This is a genomic window from Streptomyces sp. NBC_01016 (assembly GCF_026341035.1).
In the GTDB taxonomy this organism is placed as follows: Bacteria; Actinomycetota; Actinomycetes; order Streptomycetales; family Streptomycetaceae; genus Streptomyces.
Genome location: NZ_JAPEOQ010000001.1, coordinates 445627 through 466469, shown reverse-complemented (window position 1 = coordinate 466469; position 20843 = coordinate 445627). Strand labels below are relative to the sequence as shown.

General features: G+C 71.6%; 18 protein-coding genes. 13 read left to right on the top strand and 5 right to left on the bottom strand.

Annotation, left to right across the window (positions count from 1 at the left end):
- Window positions 1-16: 16 nt before the first annotated feature.
- The 6 genes from OG746_RS02235 to OG746_RS02210 all read left to right on the top strand — a co-directional run bounded on the left by OG746_RS02235 (window position 17) and on the right by OG746_RS02210 (window position 5278).
- A complete protein-coding gene (locus OG746_RS02235) occupies window positions 17-1081 on the top strand; it encodes an energy-coupling factor ABC transporter permease (protein ID WP_266711106.1) in 1065 nt (354 codons plus the stop codon).
- A gap of 1 nt (window position 1082) precedes the next feature.
- Complete coding sequence (cbiQ, locus tag OG746_RS02230) at window positions 1083-1844, top strand: cobalt ECF transporter T component CbiQ (RefSeq protein ID WP_266711104.1); 762 nt, start codon at window positions 1083-1085, stop codon at window positions 1842-1844.
- Window positions 1832-2626 carry an energy-coupling factor ABC transporter ATP-binding protein gene (locus tag OG746_RS02225; RefSeq protein WP_266711102.1) on the top strand — a complete coding sequence of 265 codons (795 nt, stop codon included), beginning with the start codon at window positions 1832-1834 and terminating at the stop codon, window positions 2624-2626. The genes cbiQ and OG746_RS02225 overlap by 13 nt, the downstream gene beginning before the upstream one ends.
- A gap of 303 nt (window positions 2627-2929) precedes the next feature.
- Window positions 2930-4093: a serine hydrolase domain-containing protein gene (locus OG746_RS02220; RefSeq protein WP_266718664.1), complete on the top strand. Its 1164-nt coding sequence runs from the start codon at window positions 2930-2932 to the stop codon at window positions 4091-4093.
- A 9-nt stretch (window positions 4094-4102) separates the two neighbouring features.
- Window positions 4103-4876: an SDR family NAD(P)-dependent oxidoreductase gene (locus OG746_RS02215; RefSeq protein ID WP_266711100.1), complete on the top strand. Its 774-nt coding sequence runs from the start codon at window positions 4103-4105 to the stop codon at window positions 4874-4876.
- 27 nt (window positions 4877-4903) lie between these two features.
- Window positions 4904-5278 (top strand): VOC family protein, encoded by a 375-nt coding sequence (locus tag OG746_RS02210; protein WP_266711098.1) that lies wholly within the window; start codon window positions 4904-4906, stop codon window positions 5276-5278.
- A 39-nt stretch (window positions 5279-5317) separates the two neighbouring features.
- Here OG746_RS02210 and OG746_RS02205 read toward each other — a convergent pair whose 3' ends face one another.
- The 5 genes from OG746_RS02205 to OG746_RS02185 all read right to left on the bottom strand — a co-directional run bounded on the left by OG746_RS02205 (window position 5318) and on the right by OG746_RS02185 (window position 12095).
- Complete coding sequence (locus OG746_RS02205; protein ID WP_266711096.1) at window positions 5318-6166, bottom strand: EamA family transporter; 849 nt, start codon at window positions 6164-6166, stop codon at window positions 5318-5320.
- Complete coding sequence (locus tag OG746_RS02200; protein ID WP_266711094.1) at window positions 6163-6669, bottom strand: YbaK/EbsC family protein; 507 nt, start codon at window positions 6667-6669, stop codon at window positions 6163-6165. Before OG746_RS02200 ends, OG746_RS02205 begins: the two co-directional genes overlap by 4 nt.
- Window positions 6670-6724: 55 nt before the next feature.
- The gene (locus tag OG746_RS02195) at window positions 6725-8440 is read right to left on the bottom strand and encodes a penicillin-binding transpeptidase domain-containing protein (RefSeq protein WP_266711092.1); all 1716 of its coding nucleotides are present in this window, start codon (window positions 8438-8440) and stop codon (window positions 6725-6727) included.
- Between the two features lie 133 nt (window positions 8441-8573).
- Window positions 8574-10205 carry a penicillin-binding transpeptidase domain-containing protein gene (locus OG746_RS02190; RefSeq protein WP_266711090.1) on the bottom strand — a complete coding sequence of 544 codons (1632 nt, stop codon included), beginning with the start codon at window positions 10203-10205 and terminating at the stop codon, window positions 8574-8576.
- 126 nt (window positions 10206-10331) lie between these two features.
- Window positions 10332-12095, bottom strand: coding sequence for a dolichyl-phosphate-mannose--protein mannosyltransferase (locus tag OG746_RS02185; RefSeq protein WP_266711089.1), 1764 nt, complete (start codon window positions 12093-12095; stop codon window positions 10332-10334).
- A 63-nt stretch (window positions 12096-12158) separates the two neighbouring features.
- Between OG746_RS02185 and rsmI the strand changes: the two genes are divergently transcribed.
- The 7 genes from rsmI to OG746_RS02150 all read left to right on the top strand — a co-directional run bounded on the left by rsmI (window position 12159) and on the right by OG746_RS02150 (window position 20698).
- Entirely contained in the window at window positions 12159-13043 is an 885-nt protein-coding gene (gene rsmI, locus OG746_RS02180; RefSeq protein WP_266711088.1) for a 16S rRNA (cytidine(1402)-2'-O)-methyltransferase, read from the top strand.
- Between the two features lie 198 nt (window positions 13044-13241).
- Entirely contained in the window at window positions 13242-13682 is a 441-nt protein-coding gene (locus tag OG746_RS02175; RefSeq protein ID WP_266711086.1) for a hypothetical protein, read from the top strand.
- 24 nt (window positions 13683-13706) lie between these two features.
- Entirely contained in the window at window positions 13707-14585 is an 879-nt protein-coding gene (locus tag OG746_RS02170) for a TatD family hydrolase (protein ID WP_266711084.1), read from the top strand.
- Window positions 14586-14748: 163 nt separating this feature from the next.
- A complete protein-coding gene (locus OG746_RS02165) occupies window positions 14749-16071 on the top strand; it encodes a resuscitation-promoting factor (RefSeq protein ID WP_266711082.1) in 1323 nt (440 codons plus the stop codon).
- A gap of 673 nt (window positions 16072-16744) precedes the next feature.
- Window positions 16745-17611, top strand: coding sequence for a 16S rRNA (adenine(1518)-N(6)/adenine(1519)-N(6))-dimethyltransferase RsmA (rsmA, locus tag OG746_RS02160; RefSeq protein WP_266711080.1), 867 nt, complete (start codon window positions 16745-16747; stop codon window positions 17609-17611).
- Window positions 17608-18510: a 4-(cytidine 5'-diphospho)-2-C-methyl-D-erythritol kinase gene (locus tag OG746_RS02155; protein WP_266711078.1), complete on the top strand. Its 903-nt coding sequence runs from the start codon at window positions 17608-17610 to the stop codon at window positions 18508-18510. The genes rsmA and OG746_RS02155 overlap by 4 nt, the downstream gene beginning before the upstream one ends.
- 364 nt (window positions 18511-18874) lie before the next feature.
- Window positions 18875-20698, top strand: coding sequence for an ABC-F family ATP-binding cassette domain-containing protein (locus OG746_RS02150; RefSeq protein ID WP_266711076.1), 1824 nt, complete (start codon window positions 18875-18877; stop codon window positions 20696-20698).
- Window positions 20699-20843 lie beyond the last annotated feature (145 nt).

Below are 20843 nucleotides of genomic sequence, written 5' to 3'. Positions count from 1 at the left end.
AGCGGAGCTCCCTGCCATGCATGTCCCTGACGGATTCATCAACGCCCCCGTGTCGGCCGCCACGGGCGTCGTCGCCGCGGGCGCCGTCGCCGTCAGCCTGCGCGGCGCCCGCCGCGAGCTGGGCTCCGAGCGGGCCGCACCGCTCGCGGGCCTTGTCGCGGCGTTCATCTTCGCCGTGCAGATGCTCAACTTCCCCGTTGCCGCGGGCACCAGCGGACACCTCCTCGGCGGCGCGCTGGCCGCGATACTCGTGGGGCCCTATACCGGGGTCCTCTGTGTGTCCGTGGTGCTGCTCATGCAGGGCGTGCTCTTCGCCGACGGCGGCCTGACCGCGCTCGGCGTGAACATCACCGACATGGCGATCACCACGACCGTCGTCGCCTACCTCGTCTTCCGCGGCCTGGTGAAGCTGCTGCCGCGCACCCGCCGCTCGATCACCGTGGCGTCCTTCGTCGCGGCGCTGCTGTCCGTCCCGGCCGCCGCGGTCGTCTTCACCCTGATCTACGCCATCGGGGGGACGACCGACGTCTCCATCGGCAAGGTCGCCACCGCGATGGTCGGCGTGCACATCCTCATCGGCATCGGCGAGGCCGTGATCACCGCGCTCACCGTCGGCGCGGTCGTCGCCGTGCGCCCCGACCTCGTGTACGGGGCCCGGGGCCTGCACCAGCCGCTGAAGCTGAAGGTGAACGGGGAGCTGGTGGACGCGGCCACCCCGGTGACCGCCCCCGTGGCCGCCCGCTCGCGCCGCAAGGTGTGGCTCGTCGGCCTGGCAGCCTCCCTCGTCCTCGCCGGCTTCGTCTCCTTCTACGCCTCGGCCAACCCCGACGGACTGGAGAAGGTCGCCCACGACAAGGGCATCGACCAGAAGGCCAAGGAGCACGCCTCCTCCGACTCGCCGCTCGCCGACTACGGCGTGAAGGACATCGCCAACGGCCGCCTCTCCGGCGGCCTCGCCGGGATCATCGGCGTCGGCGTCACCGTCGTCGCCGGGACCGGGATCTTCTGGGCGCTGCGCAGGCGGCGCGCCGGCGACGTGGCCTCGACCGAGGTCCCTGCCGCTTCGGAGCGGGTGTCCTGACATGGGCGCCGGTCACGCCCACCAGCTCTACCGCGCCGGGGCCTCGCCCGTGCACGCCCTGCCGCCGCACACCAAGCTGGCCGCGGTCTTCTGCTTCGTTCTGGTCGTCGTCTCCACCCCGCGCGAGGCGATCTGGGCCTTCGGCCTGTACGCCGTGCTGCTCGCGGCGGTGGCGGCGACGGCGCGGGTCCCGGCGGGCTTCCTGCTGAAGCGGCTCCTCATCGAGGTCCCGTTCGTCGCCTTCGCCGTCCTCATGCCGTTCGTGGCGGAGGGGAGCCGGGTGCAGGTCCTCGGGATGTCGCTGAGCGAGAGCGGACTGTGGGGCGCGTGGAACGTGCTCGCCAAGGGCACGCTCGGCGTCGCCGCCGCGGTCCTGCTCGCCTCGACCACCGAACTGCGCGAACTGATCCTCGGCCTGCAACGCCTCAAGCTGCCCCCGCTCCTCGTCCAGATCGCCTCATTCATGATCCGCTACGGCGACGTCATCACCGACGAGATGCGCCGCATGAAGATCGCCCGGGAGTCGCGCGGCTTCGAGGCGAAGGGCGTACGGCACTGGGGCGTCCTCGCCAAGTCGGCGGGCGCCCTGTTCATCCGCTCCTACGAGCGCGGGGAGCGGGTGCACCTCGCCATGGTCAGCCGTGGTTACGCGGGGGCGATGCCGGTGATCGACGACCTGGCGGCGACCCGGACCCAGTGGTCGTACGCGCTGACCCTGCCGTGTGCGGCGCTCGTGGTGTGCCTGATGGGATGGACGCTGTGACTTCTTCTGCTTCTCCTGCTGCTTCTTCTGCGCCCGCTTCCCTGGACGTCTCCGGGCTCGCCTTCGCCTACCCGGATGGGCACCAGGCCCTCTTCGGCGTGGACCTGCGCATCGGCAAGGGCGAGCGGGTCGCGCTGCTCGGGCCGAACGGCGCGGGCAAGACGACCCTCGTCCTGCACCTCAACGGCATCCTGACCGGCGGTGCGGGCACGGTGACGGTGGCGGGCCTGCCCGTCGACAAGCGCAACATGGCGGAGATCCGCCGCAAGGTCGGCATCGTCTTCCAGGACCCCGACGACCAGCTGTTCATGCCGACGGTCCGCGAGGACGTCGCGTTCGGCCCTGCGGCGTCGGGCATGAAGGGCCCGGAGCTGGAGGCGCGCGTCCGCAAGGCGCTCTCGCTGGTCGGCATGGAGGAGTTCGCGGACCGGCCCCCGCACCACCTCTCCTTCGGTCAGCGCCGCAGGGTGGCGGTGGCGACGGTCCTCGCGATGGAACCCGAGATCCTGGTCCTCGACGAACCGTCCTCCAACCTCGACCCGGCCTCCCGCCGCGAACTCGCCGACATCCTGCGCTCGTTGGACGTGACGGTCCTGATGGTCACGCACGACCTGCCGTACGCCATGGAGCTCTGCCCCCGCGCGGTGATCCTCAGCGGCGGCGCGATCGCGGCGGACGGGGCGACCGGCGACCTGCTCGTGGACGAGAACCTGATGACGGCGCACCGCCTGGAGCTCCCCTTCGGCTTCGACCCGAGGTCGGTGGCGGGGCGGACGGCGTGACCGAGGGCCTGTCGTTTGGATCAGGCCGGGCTCGCGGGGCCCGGCACGCACGCTCGCGGCGTTGTCGTCGGTCTTCCCCAAGCTCTCGGCTTCGCTCGAGCAGGGGAGGCCCCATTCGCTCCGCGTCGACTCCCTCCTCCGCCTTGCGATCGCACGCTTCCCCAAGCTCTCGGCTTCGCTCGAGCAGGGGAGGCCCCACTACCCCGCTCCCTGATCCGGCCTGATCCAAACGACAGGCCCTAGGCCACGTGAGCGGCCCGCGGAAATCAACGGCCGCCGCGACCTGTTGCACCCTCCGTGGACATAGCAGTGAACGGTACGGTCGCCCCCGGATTCGAAGGTGTGCGCACCGCCTTCGGTGAGAATTTCACGGCCCGCGGAGAGCGCGGCGCCGCGCTCGTCGTGTACCGGGACGGGCGCAGGATCATCGACCTGTACGCGGGCACGCGGGACGTCGACGGGGGCGGGGCCTGGCAGCCGGACACCGCCCAGATCCTCCGCTCCGGCACCAAGGGGATCGCCGCCGCGGCCCTCCTCCTGCTCCATCAGCGCGGCGAGCTCGACCTCGACGCGCCCGTCGGCTCGTACTGGCCCGAGTTCAAGGCGCACGGCAAGGAGGACGCGCTGGTCCGGCACGTCCTCGCCCACCGCGCCGGCGTCCCCGCCCTCGACCGCCCGCTCACCCCTGCCGAGGCCGCGGACCAGGACCTCGCCGCGGCGGCCGTCGCGGCCCAGGCCCCCGTCTGGCGGCCCGGCACGGACCACGGTTACCACGCGCAGACGTACAGCTGGCTCACGGCCGAGCTGGTGCGGCGGACCACGGGGCGGTCGATCGGGGAGTACGTCGCCGAGCAGATCGCCGCCCCGGTCGGCGCCGACGTCTGGATCGGCCTCCCGGACGGCGAGGCCCACCGGGTCGGCCGCGTCGGCCCCGTGGAGCCCCCGGCCACCGGCGGTCTGCGCTCCCGCCCCAAGCGGGCCATCGTCGAGGCGTACGAGAACCCGGACTCGCTCACCAGCCGCGCCTTCGGCACGATCGCCCCGTCCGCGGACGAGAACGCCCCGGCCTACCGCGCGGCCCAGCTCCCCGGCTCGAACGGCATCGGCACGGCGGAGGGCCTGGCCCGCTTCTACGCGTCGCTGATCGGCGAAGTCGAGGGCGGGATACGGGTGTTCAGCCCCGAGACCGCCCAACTCGCCCGCACGGAAGCCTCGTCGGGACCCGACCGTGTCCTGATCTCGCCGTCCCGCTTCGGCCTCGGCCACATGCTGCACGGCGTGGCCTCCCCGCTCCTCTCCCCGAACTCCTTCGGCCACCCGGGTCGCGGCGGCGCCCTCGGCTTCGCCGACCCGGAGTCGGGCCTCGCGTTCGGGTACGTAACAAACGGCATGCAAAAGGGAGTTACGGCGGACCCGCGGGCCCAGGCCTTGGTGAAGTCCGTGCGGGAGGCACTGAACGCGGGTTAGCGTCCGCGTATGAAGCGCTTCGAGGATCACGCGGCTCTGATCACCGCGGCCGGGAGCGGCATCGGCGCCGCCACCGCGCACCGGCTGGCCGGGGAGGGCGCGCGCGTCCTCGTCACCGACATCGACGAGGCGGCAGCGGGGAAGGTCGCCGCCTCGATCCGTGAACAGGGCGGTACGGCAAGGGAGTTCGCCTGCGACGTGGGCGACAGGGCCGCCGTCGAGGCCGCGGTCGCGTACGCCGTCGAGACCTTCGGGCGGCTCGACGTCCTCGTCAACAACGCCTGCGCCTGCCACCCCGACGCGCCGCTCTTCGAGGACGAGGACGACGAGGTGTGGGCCACCGACCTCGACATCACGCTCACCGGCGCCTATCGGTGCGCCCGCGCCGCGCTCCCGCACCTCGTCGCCTCCGGACGCGGCGCCATCGTCAACATCGGCTCCGTCAACGGCATCCAGGACTTCGGCAACCACGCGTACAGCGCCGCGAAGGCGGGGCTCGCGTCCTTGACCCGTACGTTGGCCGGGCACGCGGGACCGCGCGGCGTCCGCGTCAACCTGATCGCACCCGGCACGGTCCGCACCGCGGCCTGGGCGGGTCGGGGCGAACAGCTCGACACGATGCGGGAGTTGTATCCGCTGGGCCGGGTCGGCGAGCCGGCCGACATCGCGGCGGCGGTCGCGTTCCTCGCGTCGAGCGACGCGGCGTGGGTGACCGGGGCGGTGCTCCCGGTCGACGGTGGGACGACCGCGATCAGCAGCGGCTTCAAAATCATGCGCGATTGAGCCCAACTCCGGCTTAGGGTCACGCCCATGAGTTCACTGGTGCGCCATATCACTTTCGACTGTGCCGATCCCTACGCCCTTGCGACGTTCTGGACCGGTGTCCTGGACGGCAAGCTCTCCGATGAGGACTTTCCGGGCGACCCGGAGGCCCTGGTGCACAGCGCGAACGCGACGCTGCTGTTCATCCGCGTCGACGAGGGCAAGACCGTCAAGAACCGGGTGCACCTGGACCTGCAACCGCAGGACCGCACCCGTGACGAGGAGGTCGACCGCCTCCTCGCCCTGGGCGCCACGCTCCACGAAGACCACCGCCGGCCCGACGGCAGGGGCTGGGTCACCCTCCATGACCCCGAGGGCAACGAGCTGTGCGTGGAGCGAGAGGCCGGCGCCCGTACCGCTTGACGCCCCGGGCCCCGCGGGCTCTCGTCGGCAAGCGCGGCTTCAATGGGCCAGCATCAGGCCGATCCCGGTCACCACCACACCCGCCGCCAAAAGCCTCGGCGCGCCGAAGCGTTCCTTGAAGAAGATCGCGCCGATCGCCGCCCCCACGATGATCGACGACTCCCGGAGCGCGGAGATCGGGGCGAGGTCGGCCCGCGTCTGGGCCCAGAGGACCAGGCCGTAGGCGAGGACCGAGAGCGCCGCGCCCAGCAGGCCCCGCCACGCGAACGGCCGCAGCCGCTCGACCAGTTCACCGCGCCAGCGATACGCCGCGTACACCGGGACCGCGATCCCTTCCAGCACCATCAGCCACGCGATGTAGCCCAGCGAGGAGCCCGAGGCCCGTACGCCCAGGCCGTCCACCACCGTGTACGAGGCGATCGACACCCCCGTGGCCAGCGCGGCGCCCAGCGCCCGCCAGTCCGGCTTGCGCCCCGATCCCCGTAGGCCCCACAGCGCCAGGCCCGTCAGGCCCGCGCTGGACACCGCGACGCCCGCCGCCTGCCAGCCGCCCGGCACCTCGCCCGCGAAGACCGCCGCGAGCACCGTCACCACCAGCGGCGCCGTGCCGCGCGCGATCGGGTAGGCCTGCCCGAAGTCGCCCAGTTTGAAGGAGGTCATCAACAGGGCGTAGTAGGCGATGTGGAGGAGGGCCGACGTCACCAGGTACGGCCATGCACCCGCCGCCGGGAGCGGTGCGAATATCGCCAGCACCAGGCCGATCAGCGTTCCGCCGCCCGATATGAGCGTGAAGCCGACCAGCTTGTCCGTGATGTGGTGGGCAAGGGCGTTCCACGAGGCGTGGGTCACCGCGGCGAGCAGCACCGCCGCGGCGACCACGGGAGTCATACGCGCACGTCCACGAGCGTGGCACCCGCGTGCGAGATCAACTCCTTGGGCGCCATGGGGAAGACGGCGTACGGACTGCCGGCCGCCGCCCACACCGTGTCGTGGTTGAGGAGGGAGCGGTCGGCGAGGACGCGCGTCTTGTTCGCGTGGCCGAAGGGCGGGACGCCGCCGATCGCGTAACCGGTGAACTCCCGGACGACGTCGGCCTTGGCGCGCGTGACCTTCTCGGCGCCCAGTTCATCGCGTACGAGGTCGAGGTCGACGCGGGACGCGCCGTCCATCAGGACGAGCACCGGCACCCCGTCCGCCGCGAAGATCAACGACTTGCAGATCTGGCTCAGTTCGCAGCCGATCGCCTCGGCCGCCTCCTGCGCGGTGCGGGTCGCCTCGGGGAAGCGCCGCACCCGCGGCAGGAGATCGGTGAGGCCCATCGCGGTGACGGCCTCGGCGAAACGAGGGTGTGCGGCTGTGCTGTTGCTGTTGCTGTCTTCCGCTGTCGTCATGGTCCGCACGCTAGCTCTGCGTGTACGGGACACGCGACCCTGTATCGGTCTCCGGTCAGCCGCCCGCGAGCAGCATCTTGCGGACCACGGGACCGGCCGAGTCGCCGCCGTGACCGCCCTGCTGCACCACGGCCGCCGCCGCGAGGTCCCCGCGCCAGGCCGTGAACCAGCCGTTGGGGTCCTTCTGCCCGTCGACCTCCGCCGAACCGGTCTTCGCGCCCATGTCGGAGCCGAGCCCGGACATCGGCTTCACGGCCGTACCGGCGATCGCCGTGTAGTGCATCAACTCCCGCAGCTTCGAGGCCGTCGACGCGGAGATGGGCTTCGACGCCTTCGCCAGCGTCCGGTCGTCGAAGTCCGGCGACACCAGGTACGGCTGGTGGAAGGCGCCCGCCTTCACGGTCGCCGCCACCGAGGCCATGTTCAGCGGGTTCATCCGGACGCCGCCCTGCCCGATCAGCGAGGCCGCCATCTGCGCGTCCGACATCACCGGCACCGCGCCGTCGAAGCTCGGCACCCCGATCGACCAGTTGTTCATGCCGAGGCCGAAGACCGACTGCGCCTGCTTGGTCAGCGAGTCGTTGTCGAGCTTCGGGGCCTGGCTGATGAAGGCCGTGTTGCAGGACGCGGCGAAGCTCGCCTTGAACGTGCCGTTCTTGATCTGGAACTTGTCGTCGTTCTGGAACTTCCAGTGCCCGTACGTGAAGTACTTCGGGCACGGGTGCTTCTTGTCGACGTCGGTGATGTTCTTGTCCAGCAGCATCGACGCCGTGATGACCTTCATCGTGGAGCCGGGCGCGAGCGAGCCCTGGAACGCCGTGTTGAACCCGGTGCTGGAGTTCGCCACCGCCAGGATCTCGCCGGTCGACGGCTTCACGAGCACGACCGAGGCCTTCTTGCGCGACTTCACCTGGGCCTCGGCCGTGGCCTGGAGCGCCGGGTCGAGCGTGGTCTTCACGGTGCCCGGCGTGCCCTTGGAGAGCGTGAGCAGCGTCTTGTCGGGCAGCGCGTTCTTGTCGTCGGACTTCTTCCCGGACTTCCCCCGCACGACGCGCAGTTCGACGCCCGCGGTGCCGCCCGCCTTCTTCCCGTACTTCTCGCGCAGCCCGTCGACGATGGTGCCGATCGACGGGTACTTCTTCGCGTCCAGCTCGGTGCCGTCCCGGTCGACGGCCTTGACCGGCGGATCGCCCGCCTCGCCGGTCTCCAGGTGGTCGCCGTCCTTCAAGTCCGGGTGCACGACGGAGGGTTGCCAGTCGACGAGGACCTTGCCGTCGCTCTTGCGGCGCTCGGCGGTCAGCGCGGAGTCGTACGCGAAGGGCTCGCTCAGCTCGGAGTCCGAACCGCTGCCCTTGCCCTCCTTGTACTCGACCGTGGACGTGACGTGGAAGGGGACCTCGGCGCCCTTGCGGGTGCCGGGAGCGAGCTTCAGGCCGGTGAGGTGGGCGTCCTTGGAGAGGCCGGCGAGCGCCTTCTTCGCGGCCGCCGCGTCGTTCGTGTACGCGGCCGCCTTCGCGGTCTCGCCCTGCTGCCAGGCGGTGAGGAAACCGTCGGCGACGGCCCGTACTTCCTTGGCGGTCGGTGGGCCCTTCGGGATCTCGGGCTTGTCGTCCGAGGCGGAGGCCGAGGTGCTGCCCGCCTGATCGCCGCTCCCGATCAGCGCGTACGCGCCGACGCCTGCCCCGATGACGGCGACGGCGGCGACGCCACCGATCACCAGGGCGTTCGTGTTGCGCCGCGTCTCACCGCGACGCTTGCCTCTGCTGCCCACCTGAGTCCTCCGGAGATCTACGGGTGGCCCAGGGTACGGGGTGGTCCTGAGCGCACTTTCCGTAGGACAGAACGACGTGGTAACGCCTGGCGATGCGTGGATTCACCGCCAGGCGCAGGGAGTCGTAGGGGAACTACGCTCCGGCCCGTAGCACCGCCGCGACGACCGGGCCCGCCGCGTCTCCGCCGTGCCCGCCGCGCGGCACCGTCGCGGCGGCCGCCACGTCGCCGCTGTAGCCCGTGAACCAGGAGTTGGCGTTGCCCTGGCCGTCGACCTCCGCGGAGCCGGTCTTCGCGCCCTTGTCGCCGGGAACGCCGGCCATGGCCGCGGCGCCGGTGCCGTTGGTCGCGGTCAGCCGCATCATCTGCCGCAGCTGGTCGGAGGTTCCGGGCTTCAGCCCCTTCGCCGTGGCGAGCGGGTGGTCGTCGACCTTGCGGGAGACGAGGACCGGCTGGTGGAACGTGCCGGTGATGGCGGTCGCCGTGACCGAAGCCATGTTCAACGGGTTCATCTGGACCCGGCCCTGGCCGATCATCGCGGCGGCGTCGTCGGAGTCCCCCGGCAGTTCGACCGAGCCGTCGCGGGAGACGATTCCCGTCTTCCAGTCCTTGCCGAGGCCGAACCGGTCCTCCGCCTCCGCGGCGAACTTCGTCGCGCCCAGGTCGTCGGAGAGCTTGATGAAGGCGGTGTTGCAGGAGCGGGCGAAGCTGTCGGCCAGCGTCGCGTTCTCGTTGGGCCGCATGCCTTTGAGGTTGCGGAAGGTCTGGCTCTGGGCGACCGCCGAATCGGGGCAGGGCGCCGGGCCGTTCGCCGAGGTGACCCCGTTGTCGATCAGTGCCGCGGCGGTCAGGATCTTCATCACGGAGCCGGGCGCGGTGCCGCCCTGGAACGCCGCGTTGAACTCGCCCTTGGCCTGGTTGGCGACCGCGAGCACCTCACCGGTGGACGGCTCGACCGCCACCACGGACGACTCCTGGTACTTCTTCACGGCCTGCTCGGCGGCCGCCTGCGCGGTGGCACTGATCGTCGTACGCAGCTTGCCGGGCCTGCCCTTGGCGAGCGTGAGGAGCGTCTTCGCGGAGCTCGTCTCCCCGCCGTCGTCGGTCCGCTCCACGTACGTCTCGATGCCGGGCGAACCCCCGGCGGAGTCCCCGTACTTGGCGCGCAGCTGGTCGAGGACCGGGCCGAGCGACGGGTACGCGTCCTTCGTCAGCACGGTGCCGTTGCGGTCCACGGCCTCGATCGGGGGCGCGGGCGCCTCTCCGGTGACGAGCGTGTCGCCCTTCTTCATCGACGGGTGCACCACGGCCGGCGACCAGTCGACCAGCGCCCGCCCCGTGGTCTGCCCGCGCACGACCCTGAGCGAGGAGTCGTACGACAGCGTCTTCGTCTTCTTGCCGTACGCGACGGTGGCCTTGACGTGGAAGGCGACCTTCGCGCCGTCCGCGTTCGTCGGCGTCAGCTCGGTGCGCGTGACGTGCGCCTTGTCGTGCCAGTCCTCGAGGACACGCATCGCGTTGTCGGCGTAGTCCGTGAGCCGCGCCGCGGCCGCCGGATCGTTCTTCTCCCACGCCGCGAGGAACTGCTCCGACGTCTCCTTCACCTCGTCGCCGGACGGTGGTCCCGACTTGTACTCCGACCCCTGCGACGACACGGTGTTCCCGCCCGTGACCGCCGTGACGAGGTTGTACGCCCCGTACCCGGCGCCGCCCACCATGACGGTGCACACCCCGCCGACGATGGCGATCTTGACCCCCTTGCGCATGAAGCGCTCCCCTCCCCAGGTTTACGAGAGGGACTGTAAGCACGAGGAGTGCCCCAGGGGGCGCGGGTTCATCAGATGATGTCCGAAGGTGTCCGGATTGAGATCACCAAGCTGACCGAAACCGGCTCACACCCACGTGTCCAGCCACATCCGTGACCGCCACGAGTCGACCGGGATCGCGTCGCCCGTGTAGATCGGCCAGAAATAGATGAAGTTCCACGCGATCAGCAGCACCAGGGCGCCCGCGGCCGCCGCGCCGATCACCCGCCGTCGCTCCGGTGAGCCCGGTTTGCCGATGATCGCGCCGAGCATCATCGCCAGGGCCAGACAGAGGAACGGGGCGAAGACGACCGCGTAGAAGTAGAAGATCGTCCGCTCCTGGTAGTTGAACCAGGGGAGGTAGCCCGCCGCGATGCCGCACAGGATCGCGCCCGCCCGCCAGTCGCGGCGGAAGAACCAGCGCCACAGCACGTACAGGAGCGCGAAGCAGGCCGCCCACCACAGCAGCGGTGTGCCGAGGGCGAGGACCTCGCGGGCGCACTTCTCGGTGGCGTCGGCGGGGCAGCCCTGCGCGCCCGGCTTCGGCGACTCGTAGAAGTACGAGACCGGGCGGCCGTCGACCATCCAGCTCCACGGGTTCGACTGGTAGGTGTGCGGCGAGCTGAGCGTGGTGTTGAAGTTCCACACCTCGTGCTCGTAGTGCCACATGCTGCGCACCCAGTCCGGCAGCCAGGTGAAGGTGCCGCCCTTGCCGTCGGTCACCGCCCAGTTGCGGAAGTAGCCGCCGGAGCCGTCGGTGGGGGAGAGGATCCAGCCGAGCCAGGACAACACGTAGGTGGCGATGGCCACGGGGACGGTCGAGACGAAGGCGGGCACGACGTCCCGCTTCAGGACCGCGCGGTACGGGCGCTCGGCGCCCGCCACCCGCCGCGAACCCACGTCCCACAGCACCGACATCAGCGCGAAGGCGGCCAGGAAGATGAAGCCGTTCCACTTCGTGGCGGCGCCTAGCCCGAGGCACAGGCCGGCCAGCAGCCGCCACGGCCGCCAGCCCAGGCGCAGCGTCTCCGCGATCTCGGCATCGGGGTGCGGCAGCCCGTACTCGTCCACCGGCAGCGCGGCGGCCAACTGCCCGCGCGTGCGCTCCCGGTCGAGCACCAGGCAGCAGAACGCCGCCACCACGAAGAAAACCAGGATCGAGTCGAGCAGCGCGGTGCGGCTCATCACGAACGCGAGCCCGTCCACGGCGAGCAGCGCGCCCGCCAGGCAGCCGAGGAACGTGGAGCGGAAGATGCGCCGCCCGATCCGGCAGACCATGAGCACGCACAGCGTGCCGAGGACCGCCGTCATGAACCGCCAGCCGAACGGGTCGAACCCGAACATCCACTCGCCGATACCGATGACGTACTTGCCCACCGGCGGATGCACGACGTACGAGGCGTCGTGCGGGATCGGTACGTTTCCGCCCGTGGCCAGGATCTTGTCGTTGGCGTCCTTGGGCCAGTTCACCTCGAAGCCGCGGTGGATGAGCGCCCACGCGTCCTTCGCGTAGTACGTCTCGTCGAATATCACGGCCTTCGGGCTGCCCAGGTTCCAGAACCTGGCGAGGCCCGCGACGAGCGTGACGAGCAGCGGCCCGACCCAGCCGACGATCCGCTCCGCCTGCGCGGCGGAGAACCGGCTCAGCCCGAAGGACGCCCACAGGCGCCCCCCGAGCGGCGGGAACGGCGGCACCAGGCGCGTGCCCACGTCTGAGCCTCTGGCCTGCGCCCGGTATCCGAACCTGCGCAGCCCGCGCAGCCACGACGACTGCTGCGGCTCCACGCTTGCGGTCTGCTCGGTCGGTGCGCTGGTCGGAGTCGCCCCGGACGACGACGCGGTACTGGTCACGCGCGCCATCGTAGGGAACACGACTGTGCGAGTGCCGTTCCCCGTGCCTGCGAGACTGGAAACGTGACTGGAACCGCAGAATCCCCCGAGTCCACCGGAACCCTCGTGCTCGCGGGCACGCCGATCGGTGATGTGGCGGACGCGCCGCCGCGGCTGGCCAAGGAGCTGGCCACCGCCGATGTCGTCGCAGCCGAGGACACCCGGCGCATGAAGCGGCTCACGCAGGCGCTCGGGGTGCAGGTCGGCGGGCGTGTCGTGTCGTACTTCGAGGGCAATGAGACCGCCCGTACGCCGGAGCTCGTCGAGGCGCTCGTCGGCGGGGCGCGGGTGCTGCTCGTCACGGACGCGGGGATGCCGTCCGTGTCCGACCCCGGGTACCGGCTGGTCGCGGCGGCCGTCGAGCGGGACATCCGGGTCACGGCGGTTCCCGGCCCCTCCGCCGTGCTCACCGCCCTCGCGCTCTCCGGGCTCCCCGTCGACCGCTTCTGCTTCGAGGGCTTCCTGCCGCGCAAGGCGGGCGAGCGGCTGTCCCGCCTCAAGGAGGTCGCCGAGGAGCGCCGCACCCTCGTCTACTTCGAGGCCCCGCACCGCCTCGACGACACCCTCGCCGCGATGGCCGAGGCCTTCGGCGAGGACCGCCGCGCCGCCGTGTGCCGCGAGCTCACCAAGACGTACGAGGAGGTCAAGCGCGGCCCCCTGAAGGAGCTCGCCGAGTGGGCCGCCGAGGGCGTACGCGGCGAGATCACGGTCGTCGTCGAGGGCGCGCCGGAGAAGTCCGCCGACGACCTCACCCCCGATGAGCTGGTGCGCAGGGTGCGGGTGCGCGAGGAGGCGGGGGAGCGCCGCAAGGAGGCGATCGCCGCCGTGGCCGCCGACGTCGGGCTGCCCAAGCGTGAGGTCTTCGATGCCGTCGTGGCGGCAAAGAATGCGGCGCGGGCCGCCCCATAAGCGCGTAAAGGACTAACCTGAAAAGCAAAGCGAAGACCGCGCGGCAGGGCCGTTTCGGCAGGGAAAGGCCAAATCGGATCCAATAGTCGACAGACCTTTTGCGCGCGGCCCGGCGGAGGCGTCCACTGGTTGAAGGGGACGCACCCGTCCCCACGCTGCCGCAGGGCAGCGTTTGTCCAGCGGGCAAGAGGAGCTGGCATGAGCGAGTTCGCAGTCTCCAAGACAGCCATTGGTGCGCAGACGCCCCCGGTCCCGAATCGCAGCGCGGCGACATCCATCGTCCACGAGTCGTATTCGTTCGCCTGCATGCGGTGCGGGCACGGCTGGGAGCAGTCCTACGAGATCGAGCACCACGTCGACGGGGAGGGTGCGGAGTTCGTGATGTACGTGGTCGGGGGCGAGCGGGTGCCGTCGCCGCTGACCAGGCCCACGTGTGTGAACTGCGAGGGCCACGTCGTACGCATCATGCGCGCGGGCCGTGTCTCCTCGGCCCGTGACGCGCTGCAGCACCACCGCACCCCGCAGTCCGGCCCGGTGGACGTGCCGGAGCCGGGCGCGGCGGAGCGCGAGGGGCACCACCACTGGCATCTGTCGGACCTGCTGCACCCCTTCAGCCACCACCACAAGCGGGACGAGTGACACCGGCTTCGTAGGATCGGGGGCATGAGCCCCAGCACCAAAGACGTCACCCCGCCGCCGCTGCCAGCGCCCCTGGAGATCGAGGTCGCCGACTCCCACACCCACCTGGACATGCAGGAGGGCACCGTGGAGGAGGGCCTCGCCAAGGCGGCGTCGGTGGGTGTGACCACGGTCGTCCAGGTGGGCTGCGACCTCGCGGGCTCGCGGTGGGCGGCCTCCGTGGCCGAGGAGCATGCGCGCGTGCACGCGACCGTCGCCCTGCACCCCAACGAGGCGCCGCGCATCGTGCACGGCGACCCGGACGGCTGGTCCCGGCAGGGTGCGAGGGAGCCGCTGGGCGACGCCGGGCTCGACGAGGCCCTCGCCGAGATCGACCGGCTCGCCGCCCTCCCGCACGTGAAGGGCGTCGGCGAGACCGGTCTCGACTACTTCCGTACGGGCCCCGAGGGCAAGGCCGCACAGGAGCGCTCCTTCCGCGCCCACATCGAGATCGCCAAGCGGCACGGCAAGGCGCTGGTCATCCACGACCGTGAGGCCCACGCCGATGTGCTACGCGTCCTGAAGGAGGAAGGCGCGCCCGAGCGCACCGTCTTCCACTGTTACTCCGGCGACGCGGACATGGCCCAAATCTGCGCGGAGAACGGCTACTTCATGTCGTTCGCGGGAAACGTGACGTTCAAGAACGCGCAGCCGCTGCGCGACGCGCTCGCGGTGGCCCCGCGGGAGCTGGTCCTGGTCGAGACCGACGCGCCCTTCCTCACGCCCGCCCCGTACCGCGGTCGGCCTAATGCCCCGTATCTCATTCCGGTCACGCTGCGCGCCATGGCCGAGGTCAAGGGCGTCACGGAGGAAGCCCTCGCGACGTCGGTCTCCGCCAACACCGCGCGTGCCTTCGATTACTGAGCGATAACGGTCACGGGCGCTCGCGTCCGCTCACCTTCGGGCAAAGTAGCCACGCAGAGTAGTCAGGGTGCTTTGGAGAGTGACTGACGCTCCGCTAGGTTCTGCTGGCCCGATCCGCCCCTCACCGGGGACCGGACACCTGTGAGTGGCCTGGAGCGTCGTCGTGAGCATTACGCCGCAGGAGACGTACGAGCGGTACGAGACGTACGAGCCGTACGAGCGGTACGAGACGTATGGGGAGCACGGGGCGTACGAGGCCTACGAGGCCTACGAGGCCTACGAGGAGGGGACCCAGGTCCCCGCCTCCGCCTCCGCCTCCGCCCCCGCCCCTGCCGCCGCGCCGACCGGCGGGCGGGCCGCCGCGCGGCGTGCCGCGCGCCGCAAGAAGGTGGCGCAGCGCCCCGAGTCGCTGCGCAGGCTGCTGCCGCAGGCGCTGGTCGTCGCGTTCCTCGCGGGCGGCACGTCCGCCTTCGTCGCCGACGACAAGGCGATCCACCTCAGCGTCGACGGCAAGGAGCGCACTCTGCACACCTTCGCCGACGACGTCACCGAACTCCTCGCCGACGAGGGCGTGGACGTCGGCGACCACGACGTCGTGGCGCCCGGCGAGACGGCCGATTTGGCCAGCGGGGACGAGGTAGCGGTCCGGTACGGGCGCCCCGTCAGGCTCACCCTCGACGGGCAGCGCCGCGAGGTGTGGACGACGGAGCGGACCGTGCACGGGGCGCTCAGACAGCTCGGGGTGCGGGCGGAGGGCGCCTACGTCTCGGCCTCCCGCTCTCAGCGCATCGCCCGCCACGGACTCGACCTCGACGTACGCACCGAACGCAGCGTCACGATCATGGCCGACGGCAACCGCCGCACCATCCGCACGAACGCGGCGACCGTGGGCGGGGCCGTCGAGGACGCGGGCGTCACGCTGCGCGGGCAGGACACCACGTCGGTGCCGCAGAGCAGCTTCCCGCGCGATGGGCAGGTCATCACGGTGATGCGGGTGACGGGGGAGAAGGAGGTCCGCGAGGAACCGATCCCCTACGCGACCGAGCGCACGGAGGACGCCTCGCAGTTCCAGGGCACGGAGGTCGTCACGCAGGCCGGTGAGCCCGGCATGAAGCGGGTCACGTACTCGGTGCGGACCGTCAACGGGGTCCGGGGGAAGCCGCGGCGCGTGCGGCAGGAGGTCGTGCGGGAGCCGCGTACGCAGCAGGTCAGGGTGGGTACGAAGCCGATGCCGACGTCCGTGGCCGGGGCGGACTCCCTCAACTGGTCCGGGCTCGCGGCGTGTGAGTCGGGCGGCCGGCCGGGAGCCACGGACGCGACCGGCACCTACGGGGGCCTCTACCAGTTCGACACGCAGACGTGGCAGAGCCTCGGCGGCTCGGGGCGCCCCCAGGACGCGCCTGCCGCGGAGCAGACGTACCGGGCGAAGAGGCTTTACGTCAGCCGTGGGGCCTCCCCCTGGCCACATTGCGGGGCGCGCCTCTAGCGGTGGCGGCACGGGGGTTACGGCCTCGGGGCTCCGCCCCGGACCCCGCTGCTCAAGCGCCGCAGGGGCTTGAATTGCCCACCCGCAGGCAATGGCCCGGCTCCCGCCCATTTCCCACCCACCCGCCCCCTCCGGGGGCGTAGGCCGCACGGGGTGCCGCCACCGCCTTGGGCGATCCGCCGGCAACCACGGCTCCCCACCCCCTGCGGTCAACCGCACCCGCCTTGGGCAAACCGCCGCCTGGGACGGTCCCCCACCCGTTGCGGTCGACCGCACCCGCCTTGGGCAATCCGCCGCCTGGGACGGTCCCCCACCCCCTGCGGTCGACCGCACCCGCCTTGGGCAATCCGCCGCCTGGGACGGTCCCCCACCCCCTGCGGTCAACCGCACCCGCCTTGGGCAATCCGCCGCCTGGGGCGGCAGGGTGGGCAAGGCGGCACCCCGGTGCCGCGCACCTCTTACGGCGGGCTCCGCCCCGGCACAGCGACCGGGCCCGGACGGGCCGAAGCCCTCGGAGGGGGCGGGCGGGTGGGGGATGAGCGGGCATCGGCGCAGCCGGATAGGCACCGGTGCCGCGCAACCAGGACGGGAGGAGCCGACCACGGCACGGTAAGACCCCGGTGCCGCGCAACACGGGCGAAGGGCCCCACCCCGGCACAGCTACCCTTGAACGGTGAGCACCAGTGACCCCCAGGGCCCCCTCCTCGGCGCCGCGGACATCCGCGAACTCGCTGCGGCGCTGAACGTCCGGCCGACCAAGCAGCGCGGCCAGAACTTCGTGATCGACGCCAACACCGTCCGCCGCATCGTCCGCACCGCGGAAGTGACCGAGGACGACGCCGTCGTGGAGGTCGGACCCGGCCTCGGCTCGCTCACCCTCGCCCTCCTCGAAGCGGCCCGCCACGTCACGGCCGTGGAGATCGACGACGTACTGGCCGCGGCCCTGCCCGCCACCATCGCGGCCCGCCTTCCGGCCAAGAAGGACGCCTTCGACCTCGTCAACATCGACGCGATGCAGGTCACCGAGCTTCCCGGCCCGGCCCCCACCGCCCTCGTCGCGAACCTCCCGTACAACGTCGCGGTCCCCGTCCTGCTCCACATGCTGGAGAACTTCCCGACCATCGAGCGGACCCTCGTGATGGTGCAGGCCGAGGTCGCCGACCGGCTCGCCGCCGGGCCCGGCTCCCGCGTCTACGGCGTCCCGTCCGTGAAGGCCAACTGGTACGCGGAGGTCAAACTCGCCGGCCGGATCGGCCGCAACGTCTTCTGGCCCGCCCCGAACGTCGACTCCGGCCTCGTCTCCCTCGTACGCCGCACCGAGCCGATCCCCACCACCGCGTCCAGGCAAGAGGTCTTCGCGGTCGTCGACGCCGCCTTCGCCCAGCGCCGCAAGACGCTGCGCGCGGCGCTCGCCGGGTGGGCGGGGTCGGCGCAGGCCGCCGAGGAGGCCCTCGTCGCCGCGGGTGTCTCCCCGCAGGCGCGCGGCGAGGCGCTCACCGTCCACGAATTCGCCCGCATCGCGGAGGCCAAGCAGCAGTGACATCGGATACGTCGGTGACCGTACGCGTACCCGCCAAGGTCAACGTCCAGCTCGCGGTCGGCGGCGCCCGCCCCGACGGCTTCCACGACCTGGCGAACGTGTTCCTGGCCGTGGGCCTCTACGACGAGGTGACGGTGTCGGAGGCGGACGCCTTCGAACTCACCTGCACGGGACCCGGCTCCGACCAGGTCCCCCTGGACCGTACGAACCTGGCCGCGCGCGCCGCGTACGCCCTGGCGGCGCGGCACGGCCTCGGTGAACCCACCATCCGTATCCACATCGCCAAGGACATCCCGGTCGCCGGCGGCATGGCGGGCGGCTCCGCGGACGCGGCGGGCGCGCTCGTGGCCTGCGACGCGCTCTGGGGTACGAACGCCTCCCGCGAGGAACTCCTCGACATCTGCGCCGAGTTGGGCAGCGACGTGCCGTTCAGCCTGGTCGGCGGGGCGGCGCTCGGTACGGGGCGGGGCGAGAAGCTCGAACTCCTCGATGTGGGGGGCGAGTTCTGGTGGGTGTTCGCGGCGGCGGACGGCGGCCTGTCGACCCCGGCCGTCTACCGCGAGTTCGACCGCCTCAGCCCCGACGCTCCCGACCCCGTCGCCGCGCCCGCCCTTCTGGAGGCGCTGCGCACCGGCGACGTCGAGGCGCTCGCGGCCACGGTCACGAACGACCTCCAGCCCGCGGCGCTCTCCCTCTTCCCGTCCCTGAAGGACACGCTTGACGCCGGTACGTCGGCGGGGGCGCTGGCCGCGCTGGTCTCCGGCTCGGGGCCGACGACGGCGTTCCTGGCGGCGGACGAGGCCTCTGCGCGACGCGTGGCCGCGGGCTTGGCGGAGGCGGGCGTGTGCCGCACGGCCCGCGTGGCCCCATCCCCGGCCCCGGGCGCGACACTCCTCTGACTCGGCACGGGGCCCGGGCGCAGCCCCGACCTTCCAGCCCCGCCGGCGTTTGAGGCGCGGGGCCCGGGGCGGAGCCCCGATCTTTCAGCGCGGGGTCCGGGGCGGCGCCCCGTGGCGTGGGGACCGGCGGGGGTCCGGGGCAGCGCCCCGTGGCGTGGGGACCGGCCGGGGTCCGGGGCAGCGCCCCATGGCGTAGGACCGGCCGCGGTCCGCGGCAGCGCCCCGCGGCGTAGGACCGGCCCAGGTCCGCGGCAGCGCCCCGTGACCGGCACCCCGGCGGCCCGCGCCGCAAAGGCACTCCCGCACCCCCACTACGCTTGAAGACCGGCCCACCCCCGTGGCCCACCCCCCGGAGCGGAGCGAAATGGCAGTCAATCTGGTCAACGTCGAGAACGTCTCGAAGGTCTACGGCACCCGTGCCCTCCTCGACGGCGTCTCCCTCGGCGTACAGGAAGGCGACCGGATCGGCGTCGTGGGACGCAACGGAGACGGCAAGACCACCCTCATCCGCATGCTCGCCAAGCTGGAGGAGTCCGACACCGGACGCGTCACCCACAACGGCGGCCTGCACCTGGGCGTACTCACCCAGCACGACTCGCTCGACCCGAAGGCCACCGTCCGGCACGAGGTCATCGGCGACATGGCCGACCACGAGTGGGCGGGCAGCGCCAAGATCCGCGACGTACTCACGGGGCTGTTCGGCGGGCTCGACCTGCCGGGCTTCCCGCAGGGACTCGACACCGTGATCGGCCCGCTCTCCGGCGGCGAGCGGCGCCGTATCGCGCTCGCCCAGCTGCTCATCGCCGAGCAGGACCTGATCGTCCTCGACGAGCCGACGAACCACCTCGACGTCGAGGGCATCGCCTGGCTCGCCCAGCACCTGCGGGCCCGCCGCTCCGCCCTCGTCTGCGTCACGCACGACCGCTGGTTCCTCGACCAGGTCTGCACCCGCATGTGGGACGTGCAGAAGGGCGACGTCTACGAGTACGAGGGCGGCTACTCGGACTACGTGTTCGCGCGCGCCGAGCGTGAGCGGATCGCCGCGACCGAGGAGAGCAAGCGGCAGAACCTGATGCGCAAGGAGCTGGCCTGGCTGCGCCGCGGCGCCCCCGCCCGCACCTCCAAGCCGCGCTACCGCATCGAGGCGGCCAATGAGCTGATCGCGGACGTCCCGGAGCCGCGTGACAAGAGCGAGCTGATGAAGTTCGCGAACGCCCGCCTCGGCAAGACGGTCTTCGACGTCGAGGACGTCACCGTCCAGGCCGGCCCGAAGGTGCTGCTCAAGCACCTGACCTGGCAGCTCGGCCCCGGCGACCGCGTCGGCCTGGTCGGCGTGAACGGCGCGGGCAAGACGTCCCTGCTGCGCGCCCTCGACGAGGCCGCCCGCAGCGAGGGCGACGTACAGCCGGCCGCCGGAAAGATCGCCGTCGGCAAGACGGTCCGCCTCGCCTATCTCTCGCAGGACGTGACCGAACTCCCCGCCACGCTGCGGGTGTTGGAGGCCGTCCAGCAGATCCGCGACCGCGTCGACCTCGGCAAGGGCCGCGAGATGACCGCGGGCCAGCTGTGCGAGCAGTTCGGCTTCGCGAAGGACAAGCAGTGGACGCCGGTCGGCGACCTGTCCGGTGGCGAACGCCGCCGCCTTCAGATCCTGCGCCTCCTGATGGACGAGCCGAACGTCCTCTTCCTCGACGAGCCGACGAACGACCTCGACATCGAGACCCTCACCCAGCTCGAGGACCTGCTCGACGGATGGCCGGGCTCGATGGTCGTGATCTCCCACGACCGGTTCTTCCTGGAGCGCACCACCGACAACACGTACGCCCTGCTCGGCGACGCCACCCTGCGGATGCTGCCGCGCGGCGTGGACGAGTACCTGGAGCGCAGGCAGCGGATGATCGAGGCCGCGTCGCCCGCCCCCGCGGCCGCACCGGCCGCGGCCGAGAAGGCGGGGCCCTCCGCGGCCACTGGGTCTTCTAAAGATGTACGCGCCGCGAAGAAGGAACTCCAGAAGGTCGAGCGGCAGATGGACAAGATCTCCGAGAAGGAGACCAAGCTGCACGCGCAGATCGCCGACAACGCCACCGACTTCGGGAAGGTCGCGAAGCTCGACGCGGAACTGCGTGATCTGGTCGCGCAGCGCGAGGAGTTGGAGATGCGCTGGTTGGAGCTCGCCGAGGACGCCTGAGCCAGACAGGGCCCAGGCACACCGTGGGCCGGTCCTCCCCTGGGTACGGGGAAGGATCGGCCCGTTGCCTGTCGGCCGCGAGTGACAGGCGCGAGTGATAGAAAAGGGCCGCCGGAACGAGAACGTGCGATCCGGCCCACGGCGA

Bases quoted from the DNA above. Each gene is read 5' to 3' on its own strand.
- OG746_RS02235 (WP_266711106.1), top strand. From the start codon at position 17: ATGCATGTCCCTGACGGATTCATCAACGCCCCCGTGTCGGCCGCCACG.
- cbiQ (WP_266711104.1), top strand. From the start codon at position 1,083: ATGGGCGCCGGTCACGCCCACCAGCTCTACCGCGCCGGGGCCTCGCCC.
- OG746_RS02225 (WP_266711102.1), top strand. From the start codon at position 1,832: ATGGACGCTGTGACTTCTTCTGCTTCTCCTGCTGCTTCTTCTGCGCCC.
- OG746_RS02215 (WP_266711100.1), top strand. From the start codon at position 4,103: ATGAAGCGCTTCGAGGATCACGCGGCTCTGATCACCGCGGCCGGGAGC.
- OG746_RS02210 (WP_266711098.1), top strand. From the start codon at position 4,904: ATGAGTTCACTGGTGCGCCATATCACTTTCGACTGTGCCGATCCCTAC.
- OG746_RS02205 (WP_266711096.1), bottom strand. From the start codon at position 6,166: ATGACTCCCGTGGTCGCCGCGGCGGTGCTGCTCGCCGCGGTGACCCAC.
- OG746_RS02200 (WP_266711094.1), bottom strand. From the start codon at position 6,669: ATGACGACAGCGGAAGACAGCAACAGCAACAGCACAGCCGCACACCCT.
- OG746_RS02190 (WP_266711090.1), bottom strand. From the start codon at position 10,205: ATGCGCAAGGGGGTCAAGATCGCCATCGTCGGCGGGGTGTGCACCGTC.
- OG746_RS02175 (WP_266711086.1), top strand. From the start codon at position 13,242: ATGAGCGAGTTCGCAGTCTCCAAGACAGCCATTGGTGCGCAGACGCCC.
- OG746_RS02170 (WP_266711084.1), top strand. From the start codon at position 13,707: ATGAGCCCCAGCACCAAAGACGTCACCCCGCCGCCGCTGCCAGCGCCC.
- OG746_RS02150 (WP_266711076.1), top strand. From the start codon at position 18,875: ATGGCAGTCAATCTGGTCAACGTCGAGAACGTCTCGAAGGTCTACGGC.